The following is a 15,388-nucleotide window of genomic DNA, read 5'->3' on the forward strand; positions in this document are numbered from 1 at the left end:
GGTTCTACGGCGACCGGGCGTCGGCGATGCGGGAGATGCTCGAAGGCGGCCCGGTCGACGTGCTCACCGGCGACTACCTCGCCGAGCTGACCATGCTCATCCTGGCCCGCGACCGGATGAAGGACCCGGCCACCGGATACGCCAAGACGTTCCTGCGGCAGCTGGAGCAGTGCCTCGGCACCGTGCTCGACCGGGGCGTCACCGTCGTCACGAACGCGGGCGGGCTCAACCCGGCCGGGCTCGCCCAGGCGCTCGGCGCGCTCGCGGGGCGGCTCGGGCTGAGCCCGCGCATCGCCCAGGTCACCGGCGACGACCTGCTCGGCCGGGCCGACGAGCTGGGGCTCGGCGCGCCGCTGGCCGCGAATGCCTACCTCGGCGCGTGGGGCATCGCGCACGCCCTGCGGCAGGGGGCCGACATCGTGGTCACCGGCCGGGTCACCGACGCGTCGCTGATCGTCGGCCCGGCCGCGGCCCACTTCGGTTGGGCGCGCGACGACTTCGACGCGCTCGCCGGGGCCGTCGCCGCCGGGCACGTGATCGAGTGCGGCGCGCAGGCCACCGGCGGCAACTACGCGTTCTTCGCCGAGCACGACATCGGCCTGCCCGGGTTCCCGATCGCCGAGATGCACGCCGACGGCAGCAGCGTCATCACCAAACACCCCGGCAGCGGTGGCGCCGTCACCACCGGCACGGTCACCGCGCAGCTGCTGTACGAAGTGGACGGCCCGCGCTACCTCGGCCCCGACGTGACCACCCGCCTCGACACCGTCGTGCTGACCGACGACGGTCCCGACCGGGTGCGGATCACCGGCGTGCGCGGCGAGGCGCCGCCGCCGACGCTGAAAGTGGGCCTGAACTCGCTCGGCGGATTCCGCAACGACGTGACGTTCCTGATCACCGGCCTCGACGTCGAGGCGAAGGCCGCGCTGGCCCGTACTCAGCTCGAAGCGTCGCTCAAGCGCCGCCCGCCCGCGGAGCTGGTGTGGCGGCTCGCCCGCACGGACCACCCCGACGCGGACGGGCAGGAGGAGGCCAGCGCGCTGCTGCACGCCACCGTCAAGGACACCGACCCGGCCGTGGCCGGTCGCGCCTTCAGCGGGGCGGCCGTCGAGCTGGCGCTGTCCAGCTATCCCGGCTTCACGCTGCTCGCCCCGCCCGGCGACGCCACCCCGTTCGGCGTGTTCACCTCGGCGGCCGTCCCGGCCGGACTGGTCCCGCACCTGGTCGTGCTGCCTGACGGCACCGAGCACACGATCGAGCCGCTGAACGGGGACCTGGCGGATGCCGCGTGCGGCACCACCGGCGGGTCGCTCGGATCGAACGATCCCTGTGGTGCGGCGAGCGACGCGGCGGTCCCGTCGTGGACGGGGCGCGGGCCGACGCGGCGCGCTCCGCTCGGGCTGGTCGCCGGGGCGCGCAGCGGGGACAAGGGCGGCACTGCCAACATCGGGGTCTGGGCGCGCAGCGACGCGGCGTACGCGTGGCTGGCGGCGACGCTGACCGCGGACGTGCTGGTGGAGCTGCTGCCCGAGGCGGCCGGGCGGCCGGTCGCCCGGCATGTGCTGCCGAACCTGCGGGCGCTGAACTTCGTCGTGGACGGGCTGCTCGGTGACGGCGTCTCGGCGGGCACCCGGTTCGACCCGCAGGGCAAGGGACTGGGCGAGTGGCTGCGCTCGCGGCACGTCGACATCCCGGAGGAACTGCTGTGATCCTGCGATCCACCCTGGACACCGGCGCGGCCGCGTACGCGGGCAACCGCGGCGCGCTGCTCGAGAAGCTGACCGCGCTCGACGCCGAGCACGCCAAGGCGCTGGGCGGGGGCGGGCCGAAGTATGTCAAGCGGCACCACGACCGGGGCAAGCTGCTGCCGCGCGAGCGCATCGAGCTGCTGGTGGACCGGGACTCGCCGCTGCTGGAGCTGTCGGCGCTGGCCGCTTACGGCACCGACTACCCGGTCGGGGCGAGCGTGGTCACCGCGATCGGCGTCGTCGAGAACACCGAATGCATGATCATCGCGAATGATCCTACGGTGCGCGGGGGCGCGTCCAATCCGTACACCCTGCGCAAGACCCTGCGCGCGATGGACATCGCGCGGGAGAACCGGCTGCCGCTGGTGAACCTGGTCGAGTCCGGCGGCGCGGACCTGCAGAGCCAGAAGGACATCTTCATCCCCGGCGGGCGGCTGTTCCGCGACCTGACGAGACTCTCCGCGGCGGGCGTCCCGACGGTGACGCTGGTCTTCGGCAACTCCACCGCGGGCGGGGCGTACGTGCCGGGCATGAGCGACCACGTCGTGATGATCAAGGAGCGCTCGCAGGTGTTCCTGGCCGGGCCGCCGCTGGTCAAGATGGCCACCGGCGAGGACGCCGACGAGGAGTCGCTGGGCGGCGCGGCCATGCACGCCCGCGTCTCCGGCCTGGCCGACTACCTGGCCGACGACGAGGTGCAGGCCATCGGCATGGGCCGGCGCATCGTCGCGTCGCTGCGCTGGCGCAAGCTCGGCGCGGCCCCGTCGCCGCACGCCGACGAGCCGGTGTTCGACGCCGAGGAGCTGCTCGGCATCGTGCCGCCGGACCTGCGTGCCCCGTTCGACCCGCGGGAGGTGATCGCCCGGGTCGTCGACGGCTCCCGCTTCGAGGAGTTCAAGCCCGAGTACGGCGCGAGCCTGGCCACCGGCTGGGCGAGCGTGCACGGGTTCCCGGTCGGCATCCTGGCCAACGCGCGCGGCGTGCTGTTCAGCGCGGAGTCGCAGAAGGCGGCGCAGTTCATCCAGCTCGCCAACCAGACCAGGACCCCGCTGCTGTTCCTGCACAACACGACCGGCTACATGGTCGGCAAGGACTACGAGCAGGGCGGCATCATCAAGCACGGCGCGATGATGATCAACGCGGTGTCGAACAGCACGGTCCCGCACATCTCCGTGCTGATCGGCGCGTCCTACGGCGCGGGGCACTACGGCATGTGCGGGCGGGCCTACGACCCGCGCTTCCTGTTCGCGTGGCCGAGCGCGAAGTCGGCCGTGATGGGCGGCGCGCAGCTCGCGGGCGTCCTGTCGATCGTCGCGCGGCAGTCCGCGGCCGCCGCGGGCCGGCCCTACGACTCCGACGCCGACCAGGTCGTACGCACCATGGTCGAGAACCAGATCGAAGCAGAGTCGCTGCCGATGGTCCTGTCCGGGCTCGGCTACGACGACGGCGTCATCGACCCCCGCGACACCCGCACCGTGCTCGGCATGTGCCTGTCCGCGGTCCAGTCGGCACCCGACCCGGGCCCGGGTCCCTACGGCATCTTCCGGATGTGACGAGATGATCTCCCGACTGCTGGTCGCCAACCGGGGCGAGATCGCCCGCCGGGTGTTCCGCACCTGCCGCGAACGCGGCATCACCACCGTCGCCGTCTACTCCGACGCCGACGCCCGAGCCCTGCACACCACGGACGCCGACATCGCGGTACGCCTGCCCGGCGTCACCGCCGCCGACACCTACCTGCGCGCCGGCCTCATCGTCGAGGCCGCGCTCGCGGCCGGCGCGGACGCGGTGCACCCCGGCTACGGTTTCCTGTCCGAGAACGCCGCGTTCGCCCAGGCGGTCATCGACGCCGGGCTGACCTGGGTCGGGCCGTCGCCGGACGCCATCGACGCGATGGGTTCGAAGATCGCGTCGAAGAAGCTGATGGCCGCCGCGGGTGTGCCCGTGCTGCCCGAACTCGACCCGGCCACGGTCACCGAGGCCGACCTGCCGGTGCTGGTCAAGGCGTCCGCCGGTGGTGGCGGCCGGGGCATGCGCGTCGTGCACACCCTGGCCGACCTGCCCGATCAGGTCGAAGCCGCCCGCGCCGAGGCCGCCGCCGCGTTCGGCGACCCGACCGTCTTCTGCGAGCCGTACCTGGCCACCGGACGGCACATCGAGGTCCAGGTCATGGCCGACGCCTACGGCACCATCTGGGCGCTGGGCGAGCGCGAGTGCTCCCTCCAGCGCCGCCACCAGAAGGTCGTCGAGGAGGCCCCGTCGCCGATGGTCGACCCGGCGATGCGCGACCGCCTGCACGCCGCGGCCACCGCGGCAGCGGCGGCGATCGCCTACCGGGGCGCGGGCACCGTCGAGTTCCTGGCCGCCGACGACGGCTCGTTCCACTTCCTGGAGATGAACACCCGCCTGCAGGTCGAACACCCCGTCACCGAACTCGTCACCGGCCTCGACCTGGTCGCCCTCCAACTCGACATCGCCGAAGGCGCACCACTCCCACCGACCCCGCCCGCCACCCACGGACACGCCATCGAGGTCCGCCTCTACGCCGAGGACCCCGCCCACACCTGGCGCCCGCAGACCGGCCCCCTCCACACCTTCACCCTCCCCACCGCGACCACCGAGTTCGGCACACCCGCGCCGGCCGGCAGTTTCGGGGAAAGTGCAGGAATCGAGGGGGGCATTCGTGCACTTTCCCCGAAACTGCAGGGCCACAGTGCGGTCGTGGTGCGGGTGGACAGCGGGTTTGCGGGGGGTGACACGGTTACGGCGCATTACGACCCGATGCTGGCGAAGGTGATCGTGTGGGCGCCGACGCGGGCGCAGGCGGCGCGGGCGCTGGCGGCGGCGCTGGCGCAGGCGCGCATCCACGGGCTGGTGACCAACCGGGACCTGCTCGTCAACGTGCTGCGGCACCCGGCGTTCCTCGCTGGGCGGATCAACACGGCGTTCTTCGCGCAGCACGGGCTGGACATGCTCGCCCGGCCGCTGGCCGACGAGGACGCGCAGCGGCTGTCGGCGTACGCCGCCGCGCTGGCCGCGTCGGCAGCCGAGCGGGCGGGCGCGACCGTCGTGACCGGACTGCCGGGCGGTTGGCGCAATGTCGCCACCGCGCCGCAGACACGCGCCTACCAGGCCCCTGCCGGGCGGATCGACGTCGGCTACCGGCGCACCCGCGACGGCGTGCAGATCGAGGGGGAGCCCGAGCTCGTCGTCGGTGAGGTCACCGCGACCCGGGTGGAGCTGGCCCGCGGCATCGTGCGGCACGCGTTCACCGTCGCGGCGTACCCCGATGTGGTCTGTGTCGACTCGGTGCTCGGGCCGGTGAGCCTGCGGCCGGTCGAGCGCTTCCCGGAGGCGGAGGTCCAGGTCGCCAGCGGGTCGCTGCTCGCGCCGCTGCCCGGAGCCGTCATCCGCGTCGCCGTCGCCGAAGGCGACCAGGTCAGCGCCGGACAGCCCTTGCTGTGGCTGGAGGCCATGAAGATGCAGCACGAGATCACCGCCCCGACCGACGGCACCGTGACCCACCTGCCCGTGGCCGTCGGCCACCAGGTCGAGGTCGGCGCGGTGCTGGCGGTCGTCACCCCCGCCGACCCGGAGGCCCAACCGTGATCCTTGAGAGCGACGAGCGCCAGGCCCTGCGCCGCGCCGTGTCCGACCTGGCCGGCAAGTACGGCCACGACTACTACCTGCGCTGCACCCGCGCCGGGGAGAAGACCACCGAGCTGTGGCAGGAGGCCGGCCGGCTCGGCTACCTGGGCGTACACGTGCCCGAGGAGTACGGCGGGGGCGGCGGCGGCATCGGCGACCTGGCCGCGGTGTGCGAGGAGCTGGGCGCGGCCGGCTGCCCGCTGCTGATGATGGTCGTCTCCCCGGCCATCTGCGCCACGGTGATCTCCCGCTTCGGCACCCCCGAGCAGAAGCGGCGCTGGCTGCCGGGCCTGGCCGACGGGACGAAGATCTTCGCGTTCGCGATCACCGAGCCCGACGCGGGCTCGAACTCGCACAAGCTCACCACCACCGCGACCCGCGACGGCGACGGCTGGCTGCTGTCCGGCCGCAAGACGTACATCTCCGGCATCGACGAGGCCGAAGCGGTGCTGGTGGTGGGCCGCACCGCCGACGAGCGGACCGGGCGGCTCAAGCCGGTGCTGTTCGTGGTGCCGACCGACGCGCCCGGGTTCACTGCCCAGCAGATCCCGACGGAGCTGGTCGCGCCGGAGAAGCAGTACAACCTGTTCCTCGACGAGGTGCGGCTGCCGGACGACGCCCTGGTCGGCAGCGCCGACGCGGGCCTGCTGCAGCTGTTCGCCGGGCTGAACCCCGAGCGCATCATGGCCTCGGCGTTCGCGCTCGGCATGGCCCGCTACGCGCTGTCGCGGGCGGTCGAGTACGCCAAGACCCGCGCCGTGTGGGGGCCGCCGATCGGCGCGCACCAGGCCATCAGCCACCCGCTGGCCGCCTGCCACATCGAGGTCGAGCTGGCCCGGCTGATGACCCGCGAGGCGGCGTACCTCTACGACAGCGGCGACGACCAGGCCGCGGGCGAGGCGGCGAACATGGCCAAGTACGCGGCGGGGGAGGCCACCGTGAAGACGGTCGACCAGGCCATCCAGACCCACGGCGGCAACGGGCTGGCCACCGAGTACGGCCTGGCCACGCTGCTGGTCGCGTCCCGGCTCGGGCGGATCGCGCCGGTCAGCCGGGAGATGATCCTCAACTTCGTCGCCCAGCACAGCCTGGGCCTGCCCCGGTCCTACTGAGCCCAGGTAGCGTGAGCGCCGTGCCGACCACCCCCCTTCGTGAACCGCAGCAGGACCGCAGCCGGGCGACCCGGCGGCGGCTGCTGGAGGCCTCGGTGCAGGCCATGGCGGAACTGGGGTGGTCCGGCACGACGGTCGCCGTCGTCGCCGAGCGCGCCGGGGTCTCCCGCGGCGCGGCCCAGCACCACTTCCCGACCCGGGAAGACCTGGTCACAGGCCTGATCGAGTACATGACCGAGGTGCGCGCCGCCGAGATCGAGACGGCTGCCGCCGGGCTGCGCAGCGGACCGCGCCGCACCGAGCAGGTGCTGGTCGTGCTGGTGGGGCTGTATCGCGGGCCGCTGTTCCGGGCCGCGCTGCACGTGTGGACCGCGGCGGCGGTCGACGAGTCGCTGCGTGCCCAGGTGCGCCCGCTGGAGGCGGCGCTCGGGCGCACCGCGCACGGCATGGCGGTCGAGCTGCTGCGCGTCGACGAGCAGACCCCGGGCGCGCGCGAGACCGTGCAGGCGACCCTGGACCTGGCGCGCGGCCTGGGCCTGGGCGAGCTGCTGCACGACGACACGGCCCGCCGGGCCCGAGTGCTGCGCCAGTGGGCCGCCACCCTCGACACCGTGTTGCCGCCGTCATCCTGAGCAGATTGGCCGCCCCGAGATCTGTTTCTGTGGACGCCGGCAGTTGTCATGACGACATCCAGCGTCCACAAGAACGGATCACGCACCTGGAGCGCAGCGCGGCGACCGGGCCACACCCGACCACCATCTGGTGATCAGCCAGAACGCGGTGCCGGTGCCCAGGCCGTAGACCAGGTGTCCGGTCAGGTCCGTGGCCAGGGTCTTCGCGTCGTACTCCCAGATCGGCTTGTACAGGCCGGCCAGCGGCAGAGCGGCGTAGTCGCTGCTCCAGACGGCAGCGCCGAACGGCAGCCCGTACAGCGGACGCGGGTCGTGCAGGGAACCGGCCACGATGCCGTAGAGCGCGCCCCAGCCGGAGCCGTAGCCCCAGTGCGCGGCGGTGCTGGCCGGGAACGCCCAGCGGTCGGGCAGTTCACGCTGGGTGAAGCCCTCGACGACGCGTTTGGCGACCAGACCCGGATCGGGCGCCTGCGCCCAGCTCTCGACCGGTGCGAACTCCCAGGCCAGGGGGCTGTCCTTGCCACCGGTGCGGTGGTAGGCGAGGTATCGGAACGTGTCCATGCAGACGGTGCCCACGACCCCGGCGAGCAGCCCCGCCACCACCGCGGCGACGGGGGTGAGCGAGCGTTCTCGGATCCGCATACCCGGCTCCTGTCGACCTGGACGGCGACCCCGGGCCCGTGTGCGCGCCCGACCTCCCCTTCGGTCGAGTATCCCGCCTGGCGGTGACGTCCAGCACCGGAACTGTCAGATCATCGGGCCCGCGGTCAGACCCCGACCTGCGCGCCGGTCGGCGCGCCGGTCTCGGCGGCCGTTTCGGGGGCCGGGGTGCGGCGGGACCCGACCCGGCGGGCGGTCCACAGCCCGGCCGCGAAGATCGCGGCGAGGATGAACACCCCGGCGTACTCCGCCGCGGGCACCCGGGGCAGCGTGGCCAGCTTCGCCGTGCCGAGCTGGGAGACCACCAGGCCGACCGAGCCGACGTAGGCGAGGCCGATCAGCCACCTGGCCCGGCGGGACAGGCCCAGCCCGTGCATCTGGGTGACGACGAAGATCGTGGCGAAGCCCCAGCCGAACTGGAACCACAGCTGCTTCGGGCTGTTCAGGGCGACGACCGCGCCGTGGAACAGCACCATGACCTCCAGCGTGACCGTCCACCAGCGGTTCACGTGCGCGCGGGTCAGGAACAGGCTGCCCTGCACGAGGATCAGGAACATGTAGAGGAAGCCGACGAGGTGCCCGGTCGTGGTCTCCATCGGGTGGTACCAGAACGTGTAGACCGCGGCCCAGGCGAAGTAGTAGCCGTGGTACCTGCGGGCCCACGCGCGCACGCCGGCGCCACCGGGTGTGGGGACCTTCTTCCCGAAGACCAGCCCGCGCCTGTCGTTCTCCATCAGCAGCACCCAGACCAGCAGGATGATGACGGAGAACTGCGACGACCAGATCGACACGTCCTGGGCGAGGCCGTCGTACCAGAGCTGGGTCTGCGCGAAGTGCAGCAGCACGAACGCGGCGTTGAACGCCAGGGCGGCCACGTTGACCAGGTGCAGGCGGCCGGTGTACTTGCCGACGCGCTGCTGGCCGTACCAGATCAGGGCCCAGAAACCGACCTGGTGCAGGGCGTACAGGGCCCAGACCCCGGCCATGATCAGTGTGGAGCGTTCGGGGCGCTGCCAGACGTACCACGAGGGGCCGGCGTCGGGCAGCAGGTCCGGCCGGGCGAGCCACGTGGTGCTCACCGCGATGAGAGCCGTCATGAGCAGCCCGGCGATGATCGCGCCGAGCAGCGCCCGGCTCGCCCGCAGTTCGGTAACCTTCATCGCCGACGCCCTCCGTGCCCGAGCCCATCGTCTGGGTTCAGACAGCGTCTTACCCCGGAGCCTCGTGCGCAACCGTTTCGGTGGGGGAAACTCTGTTCACCGTCCACATCGGGCAGAAATCACCGGGAGCCGGTCGCGGTGTCCGTTCAGAAGGTCACGGCGATGCCGACGACCGGCTTCTTCGGCAGGTGCAGGACCCGCGCCGCCCAGTTGCCCACCCGCGACATCAGGTACTTGCGCGCGATCAGGCGGCGGACCTGCTGCGTACCGGTGTCGTCGAGGACCCGGGCGGTGGCGTCCACGCGTACCGCGTCGGGCGCGACCCGGCCCCGGACGTCGCACACGGCCAGCGACACCCGGCTCGTCTTCCGGATGCGCTTGACCTTCCACGCGTCGGCGTCGGAGACGATGAACAGCTGGTCGCCGTCGACCGCCAGCCACACCGGCGTGGCGACGGGCGTGCCGTCCTTGCGGTAGGTCGTCAGGCTGACGTACTTGGCGCGGGCGAACCGCTCGGCGGTGGTCACGCCGGTCAGCATAGACACCGGCCACATCCGGGCGCGGCGGGGAACCTGCCCGGCGAGCAGGCCGGTGCCACGGAACGGGGGTCGAACGCGTCCCGGCGTTCGACCCCCGTCCATCCGGCTGCCGTCAGCAGGCGCCCTGGTCGGACCAGACCGCCCAGGAGCCGGGCGCGCCGGGCTCCGCGCCGGTCGACCACCAGGTCGCCTTCCACCGGCGTCCGTTGTGCGCGACCACGTCATCCGGCACATACGGGCTCGCCGCGCTCCAGGCCGGAAGTCCGCCGCAGCCGCCGCCGCCACCGGTCACCGTCAGGGTGAACCCGGCCGTGTGCGTCGCTGACGTGCCCGCCGCGGTCACCGTCAGCGGGTACGTGCCCGCCGGGGTGCCCGCCGCGACCGCGACCGACAGCGTCGCGCCGCCGCCCGAGGTCACCGACGCCGGGCTGACCGACGCCGTGACCCCGGTCGGCGCACCGGACACCGACAGGCTCACCGGCTGCGCGCTGCCCGCGGTCGTCGCGGTGGACACGGTGGCGCTGGTGCTGCCACCGGCCGCGACCGTCGCGGCGGCGGGCGACAGCGAGACGCTGAAGTCGTTGCCGCTCGGCACGCTGGTGACCGTCACCGTGTACGTCGCGCTGTGGGTCACGCCGCCGGTGCCGGTCACGGTGACCGACGCCGCCCCGGTCGCCGCGCTCGCGTTCGCGGTCAGGGTCAGCGTGCTGGAGCCGCCGGAGGTGACCGACGCCGGGCTGAAGCTCGCCGTCACGCCCGCGGGCAGGCCGCTCGCGGTGAGGTTCACCGTCTGCGCGCTGCCCGAGGTGATGGCCGTGACCACGGTCGTGGTGACGGTCGAGCCGCGCTGTACGGTGCCGCTGCTCGGGGACAGCGACAGCGAGAAGTCGTTGCCGGGCGCGGTCGTGCACTGCGCCTCGCCGGACTGCGCGGGCACGCTGACGGCGTCCCAGGCCGCCTTGACGGTGCGGCACTCGGCCGACGAGGCGCCGAACAGGTTGACCGCCGCGCGCAGCGTCGCCGTACGCACGTTGGCGTAGCGCCAGGCCGAGGTCTTCAGGTTCAGCGCGGCCAGGTAGATCTGGCCCGCCTTCTGCAGGCCGATGCCGGTGACCGTGGAGCCGTTGCAGGTCGGGCTGGCCGGGTTGCCGCCACCGCCCGCCGAGCCGACGGCGGTCAGGTAGAACCAGTGGTTGTTCGGCCCGGCCGCGGCGTGCACCTCGGTGCTCGGGATCGCCGAGGAGTAGCAGTTCGGGTCGCCCAGCGCCGACGGGTGGTACATGTTGCGGATCGGGCCCGACCCGGTGAGGTCGACCTCCTCGCCGACGAGGTAGTCCGGCGGGTCGTTGGGGTTGTTCGCGTACGCCTCGGTGAGCGCCCCGAAGATGTCGCCGGTGGACTCGTTGAGGCCGCCGTTCTCGTTGCCGGACCCGGCCCCGCCGGGCGTGGTCTGGAAGATGGCGTGGCCGTACTCGTGCGCCACCACGTCGATCGGCGTCGCCTGGCCGGTGCCGGCCTGGTTGCGGCCGAAGTTGGTGTAGCTGCCGTTCCAGTAGGCGTTGACCTCGGCCAGGCCGACCCGCGCCGGGAAGCCGCCGCCGGTGCCGTTGATGCCGTTGCGGCCAAGCCAGGAGCTGAGCATGTCCCACTCGCGCTGCACCGCGTAGAGGGCGTCGACGCAGGCGGTCTCCAGGTTGGTGCCGGAGCCGTTGCCCCAGGCGTCGTCGGTCCCGGTGTACGCGGCGCCGCCCTGGCCGCCGCAGCGGATGCCGGGGCGGCTGGTGTCGGTCATGGACCAGGAGCCGCCGGAGCCGCTGGTGGTGATGGCGACCTGGCCGTTGTAGTAGCCGCTGCCGGTGCCCATGCGCACGTCGTCGCGCACGTCGAGGACCGCGGCGGTGACCGCGTCGACGACGACGTGCAGGCGGCTCGGTGCGTTCGCGCGCACGCCTTCGAGCACGACCTCGTACGCGAGCCGGTCGCGGGCCGGGGTGGCGAACACGGCCAGCCGCGGCGGCGTCGCCTGGCCGACCTGGTCGAGCTGCCGCCGGGCGACGGCCGCCGCCTGCGCGGGGGCCACCGTCGGCGTGACCGAGGCCAGGCGCACGCCCCGGCCGAGGGCGGACGCGGTGCCGCGCACGCTTCCGGCGGCATCGGTGACGACGACGGCGTCGCCGCCGAGCACGGGCAGCCCGCGGTGACTGCGCTCGTAGGAGACGTACTGGAATCCGCCGGACCCGGCGACGACGTCGCGGCGTACGAAGGATTCGTCGGGGCCCTTGGCCAGCGCGTCGTAGCCGCTGTCGGCGGCCCCGTCGGCGGCGGTGGCGGCGAGCACGGCCGGGTCGGCGGCGCGCGCCGGGGCGGCGTCGGGTCTGGCTCCTGCACCGGACACTCCTGGGATCACCAGGGCGAGGCCCACGGCCGCGGCGGTGGCCGCGAGCGTGATCCGGATGCCTGTGGACTTCACGGGAGGTACTCCTTCTTCGGAGGGTGGGGGTGGTGGCCTGGGCGTTTCTCCGGAACGCCCAGGCCACCGAGGGGAGGGTCGTGCGTCAGCAGGAGCCGCGGTCGGCCCAGACGGCCCACGAACCGGGCGCGTCGGGCACCGCACCGGTGGACCACCAGGTCGACTCGTAGCGGCGGGCGTTGTAGGCGACGGTCGCGCCGGGGGCGTACGCCGTGGTGGCGCTCCAGCCCGGCAGCCCGCCGCAGCCCGGCGGCGGACCGGTCGGCCCGGCGGTCGGGCTCGGCGGGGTGGTCGGCGGCGTGCCGCCGCCGACGGTCAGGGTCAGGCCGTAGGCCTGCAGGATCTCGTTGACCGGCTGGAAGTACGTGGTGCCGCCGGAGCTGCAGTTGCCCGATCCGCCCGAGGTCACGCCCTGTGCCTGGTCGCCGGCGATGAGCGAGCCGCCCGAGTCGCCGGGCTCGGCGCACACGTTGGTGCGGATCAGCCCGGTGACGGTGCCCTGCGGGTACGTCACCGAGCTGTTGAGGGCGTTGACGGTGCCGCAGTGCCAGCCGGTCGTGGAACCCGACCGGCACACCGAGGCGCCGACCCCGGCGGCCTGCGAACCGGCGACCGGCACGGTGCCCGGGTATCGGTTGACCTGCGCCCGCGGGGTGTTCCCGGCGGCGGCCCGCACCCAGGCGTAGTCGTTGCCGGGGAAACTCGACCCGGCGAATGTGCCGCTGGGCTGCGTCGTGGACGCGCCGGTGCTGCCGCAGTGCCCGGCGGTGACGAACCCGCCGGTCACCGCGAACCCGACCGAGCAGCGGGTGCCGCTGCCGATGTAGTACGCGTTGCCGCCGACGATGTCGATCAGCGGGCGCGGCTGCTCCGCGCTGGCCTCGAACCGGACCACGGCGGCGTCGAGGCCGCTGCTCGCGGCCCACGCGCGGGCGCTGTCCAGCGCGCCGTCGCGGAAGAGCACGACGATGCGGTTGGTGCGCACGTCCGGATACCAGCCGGGCACCTGCTTCGGTGCGGTGGCGGCGCGGCGGTCGAGGCGGGCCGCGCCGTCGACGAGCCGGGCCTCGCTGTGCGCGACGGTGACCGGGACGGCCCCGGCGGCGCGGACCCGCGAGCTGTCGGCGGCGCTGGTCACCGCCACGGTCAGGGCGGCAGCGTCGCCGTCGAGGTAGGCCCCGCCGAAACCGTCGCCGAGGGCACGGCGCAGGTCCTGCTCGACACGGGCGAAGGCCGCCTCCCGGCCCAGCCGGGCGAGTGCCTGATCAGGACTGATGCGCAGGGTGCGGGCGAGTTCGGTGACCATGCCGCGGTCCGCGGCGACGGGCAGCGGGGCGGGGATGGGGGAAGCCGAGCCGGCGGTGGCGGCCGACGTGACCACCATGGCGGAGGAGAGCGCCGCCACAGCGATCAATGCAGTGAGGATCTTGGATTTGGTGACCACACGGCGAATCTAGGAAGACCACTGGAAACCTTGTAGTTCCAAACAGGTCATATTCTTTACGATAGGTAAACCTGGCATCAGGGCGTGATAGGACCGGGCTGACATCTGCCGCCCCGTGGATCGAGGCCGCAGGCTCGGGGGATGTCCCTGCCACTGCACCGGCTCACGGTGCCGCAGCCGCTGCCGGTGCCGTTCGCGATCGACACGTTCGACGCGCTCGGCCCCATGTCGCACGCCCCGTTCCCGCACCGGCACACCTTCTACGAGGTCGTGCTCGTGCGCGGCGGCGTGGGCGCGCACGTCGTCGACCTCGCCGCATACCCGCTGGAGCCGCCGCAGCTGGCGGTGGTGCTGCCGGGCCGTGCCCACCACTGGCAGGACCTGGCGGACCTGGACGGCTGGCTGATCCTGTTCGGCGAGGAGTTCCTCGCGGGTTGTCCCCGGGTCCGCGAACTGCTGCACCTGCTTGCGCACCAGCCGTGCCGCAGGCTCGCACCCGACGTCGCCGAGGAGGCCTTCGCGCTGGTCGGGCGCATGCGGCGGGAGTACGGCGAACCCGCCGCGGATTCGCTCGGGGTGGTGCAGGCATACCTGCGCGTCCTGCTGACCAAGGCCGCCCGCGCCACCGGCACGCCCGCCGCGCCGGTCGCGACCGGGCAGCGGGCCGACCTCGCGGCCCGGTTCCTCGACCTGCTCATGGGGCCCGGCGGCGGGCGGCACTCGGTCCGTGAGTGCGCGGCGGCGCTGGGCGTCTCCCAGGGCTACCTGGGCGAGGCGGTCCGCGACGTCACCGGGCGTTCGCCTGGCGAGCTGATCCGCCACGCGCGCACCGTGGAGGCGATGCGGTTGCTGGCGGGCACCCGGCTCGGCATCGCGCAGATAGCCCGCGAGCTGGGCTTCGCCGACCAGGCGTACTTCTGCCGCTTCTTCCGCCGGGAGACCGGGTCGAGTGCGGGGGAGTTCCGGCGGGCGGCCTCGTGGACGTGGGGCACCCCCGAAAACACCACGAACACCCGCTCGCGTCCATCGAATGGTGGCTATGCGCCGCTCTAGGGTTCCCGTCGACGCCCCACGAAGGAGAACCCATGAACGACGACGAGGCCCGCACCCCGGGCATCTCGCGCAAGACCCTGCTGCGCGCCGCGCTGGTCGTGCCCGCCGCTCCGCTGCTGCTCGGCGCGGTGCCCGCGCGGGCGAGCACCCCGTCCGGGCAGCCGGTGCAGGTCACGCCCGAGTCCTGCGACGACGACGAACTCACCCCGCCGCAGATGGAGGGGCCGTACTTCAAGCCCGGCTCGCCGCTGCGCACCGCGATGGTCGACGGCGCGGGCACCCGGCTGACCCTGACCGGCTACGTCGTCGGCCTGGCCTGCCAACCCATCGCCGGTGCGCTGCTGGACTTCTGGCAGGCCGACAACGCCGGCGGGTACGACAACGTCGGCAGCCGCTTCCGCGGCCACCAGTTCACCGACGCGGCGGGACGCTTCACCCTGTCCACCATCGTGCCGGGCCTGTACCCGGGCCGTACCCGCCACATCCACGTCAAGGTGCAGGCGCCGGGCCGCCCGGTCCTGACCACCCAGCTGTACTTCCCGAACGAGCCCCGCAACAGCACCGACTCCCTGTTCGACCCGGCCCTGCTGATGAACGTGCAGCAGGTCGGCTCGACCCGGCAGGCCACGTTCGACTTCGTGCTGAACGTGCCCGGCACCCCGCCCTCCCCCTCTCCGACGGCGACGCCCTCCCCGAGCCCGACCCCGCCCGGCGGTGGCGGCACCTGGCAGCCCTACCAGCCGTATGCCGTCGGCGCGCAGGTCACCCACGCCGGCCCGGCCTACGCCTGCCAGATCGCCCACACCTCCCTACCCGGCTGGGAACCGCCGAACACCCCCGCCCTCTGGCGCCGTCTCTGACCGGTCCTGCTGTTTCGGGGAAACTGCACGAAAGAGTCATCCAAATGCTGCAGTTTCCCCGA

The 15,388-nt window shown here is 73.2% G+C and carries 12 protein-coding genes; 7 read left to right on the forward strand and 5 right to left on the reverse strand.

The window, feature by feature from the left end:
* The first annotated feature begins 26 nt into the window (after positions 1–26).
* The 5 genes from HAV39_RS15775 to HAV39_RS15795 are packed head-to-tail and all read left to right on the forward strand — an operon-like array spanning position 27 to position 7,140.
* Positions 27–1,709, forward strand: coding sequence for an acyclic terpene utilization AtuA family protein (locus HAV39_RS15775; protein ID WP_191840051.1), 1,683 nt, complete (start codon positions 27–29; stop codon positions 1,707–1,709).
* Complete coding sequence (locus tag HAV39_RS15780) at positions 1,706–3,301, forward strand: acyl-CoA carboxylase subunit beta (protein ID WP_203736153.1); 1,596 nt, start codon at positions 1,706–1,708, stop codon at positions 3,299–3,301. The genes HAV39_RS15775 and HAV39_RS15780 overlap by 4 nt, the downstream gene beginning before the upstream one ends.
* 4 nt (positions 3,302–3,305) lie before the next feature.
* Positions 3,306–5,357, forward strand: coding sequence for an acetyl/propionyl/methylcrotonyl-CoA carboxylase subunit alpha (locus HAV39_RS15785; protein ID WP_191839961.1), 2,052 nt, complete (start codon positions 3,306–3,308; stop codon positions 5,355–5,357).
* Positions 5,354–6,508 (forward strand): acyl-CoA dehydrogenase family protein, encoded by a 1,155-nt coding sequence (locus tag HAV39_RS15790; protein WP_191839962.1) that lies wholly within the window; start codon positions 5,354–5,356, stop codon positions 6,506–6,508. The genes HAV39_RS15785 and HAV39_RS15790 overlap by 4 nt, the downstream gene beginning before the upstream one ends.
* 20 nt (positions 6,509–6,528) lie before the next feature.
* The gene (locus HAV39_RS15795; RefSeq protein ID WP_373311667.1) at positions 6,529–7,140 is read left to right on the forward strand and encodes a TetR/AcrR family transcriptional regulator; all 612 of its coding nucleotides are present in this window, start codon (positions 6,529–6,531) and stop codon (positions 7,138–7,140) included.
* 78 nt (positions 7,141–7,218) lie between these two features.
* Here HAV39_RS15795 and HAV39_RS15800 read toward each other — a convergent pair whose 3' ends face one another.
* The 5 genes from HAV39_RS15800 to HAV39_RS15820 form a co-directional block, all read right to left on the reverse strand.
* Positions 7,219–7,782 carry a hypothetical protein gene (locus HAV39_RS15800; protein ID WP_191839963.1) on the reverse strand — a complete coding sequence of 188 codons (564 nt, stop codon included), beginning with the start codon at positions 7,780–7,782 and terminating at the stop codon, positions 7,219–7,221.
* 125 nt (positions 7,783–7,907) lie between these two features.
* Positions 7,908–8,960, reverse strand: a complete 1,053-nt coding sequence (locus HAV39_RS15805; protein ID WP_191839964.1) for a hypothetical protein — start codon at positions 8,958–8,960, stop codon at positions 7,908–7,910.
* A 146-nt stretch (positions 8,961–9,106) separates the two neighbouring features.
* Positions 9,107–9,487 carry a PPOX class F420-dependent oxidoreductase gene (locus tag HAV39_RS15810; protein ID WP_239120388.1) on the reverse strand — a complete coding sequence of 127 codons (381 nt, stop codon included), beginning with the start codon at positions 9,485–9,487 and terminating at the stop codon, positions 9,107–9,109.
* Positions 9,488–9,611: 124 nt separating this feature from the next.
* Positions 9,612–11,969 carry a M4 family metallopeptidase gene (locus tag HAV39_RS15815; protein ID WP_239120389.1) on the reverse strand — a complete coding sequence of 786 codons (2,358 nt, stop codon included), beginning with the start codon at positions 11,967–11,969 and terminating at the stop codon, positions 9,612–9,614.
* An 85-nt stretch (positions 11,970–12,054) separates the two neighbouring features.
* Complete coding sequence (locus tag HAV39_RS15820; RefSeq protein ID WP_239120390.1) at positions 12,055–13,413, reverse strand: alpha-lytic protease prodomain-containing protein; 1,359 nt, start codon at positions 13,411–13,413, stop codon at positions 12,055–12,057.
* A 141-nt stretch (positions 13,414–13,554) separates the two neighbouring features.
* On the opposite strand from HAV39_RS15820, the gene HAV39_RS15825 reads away from it, so the two are divergent.
* The gene (locus tag HAV39_RS15825; protein WP_191839965.1) at positions 13,555–14,466 is read left to right on the forward strand and encodes a helix-turn-helix domain-containing protein; all 912 of its coding nucleotides are present in this window, start codon (positions 13,555–13,557) and stop codon (positions 14,464–14,466) included.
* 32 nt (positions 14,467–14,498) lie between these two features.
* Positions 14,499–15,326, forward strand: coding sequence for a dioxygenase family protein (locus HAV39_RS15830; RefSeq protein ID WP_191839966.1), 828 nt, complete (start codon positions 14,499–14,501; stop codon positions 15,324–15,326).
* Positions 15,327–15,388 lie beyond the last annotated feature (62 nt).

The organism is Catellatospora chokoriensis, assembly GCF_011297315.1.
Taxonomy (GTDB): Bacteria; Actinomycetota; Actinomycetes; order Mycobacteriales; family Micromonosporaceae; genus Catellatospora; species Catellatospora citrea.

Excerpts from the sequence above, each read along its gene's own strand:
- HAV39_RS15775 (WP_191840051.1), top strand. The coding sequence starts at position 27 with ATGCGGGAGATGCTCGAAGGCGGCCCGGTCGACGTGCTCACCGGCGAC.
- HAV39_RS15785 (WP_191839961.1), top strand. The coding sequence starts at position 3,306 with ATGATCTCCCGACTGCTGGTCGCCAACCGGGGCGAGATCGCCCGCCGG.
- HAV39_RS15800 (WP_191839963.1), bottom strand. The coding sequence starts at position 7,782 with ATGCGGATCCGAGAACGCTCGCTCACCCCCGTCGCCGCGGTGGTGGCG.
- HAV39_RS15805 (WP_191839964.1), bottom strand. The coding sequence starts at position 8,960 with ATGAAGGTTACCGAACTGCGGGCGAGCCGGGCGCTGCTCGGCGCGATC.
- HAV39_RS15825 (WP_191839965.1), top strand. The coding sequence starts at position 13,555 with ATGTCCCTGCCACTGCACCGGCTCACGGTGCCGCAGCCGCTGCCGGTG.
- HAV39_RS15830 (WP_191839966.1), top strand. The coding sequence starts at position 14,499 with ATGAACGACGACGAGGCCCGCACCCCGGGCATCTCGCGCAAGACCCTG.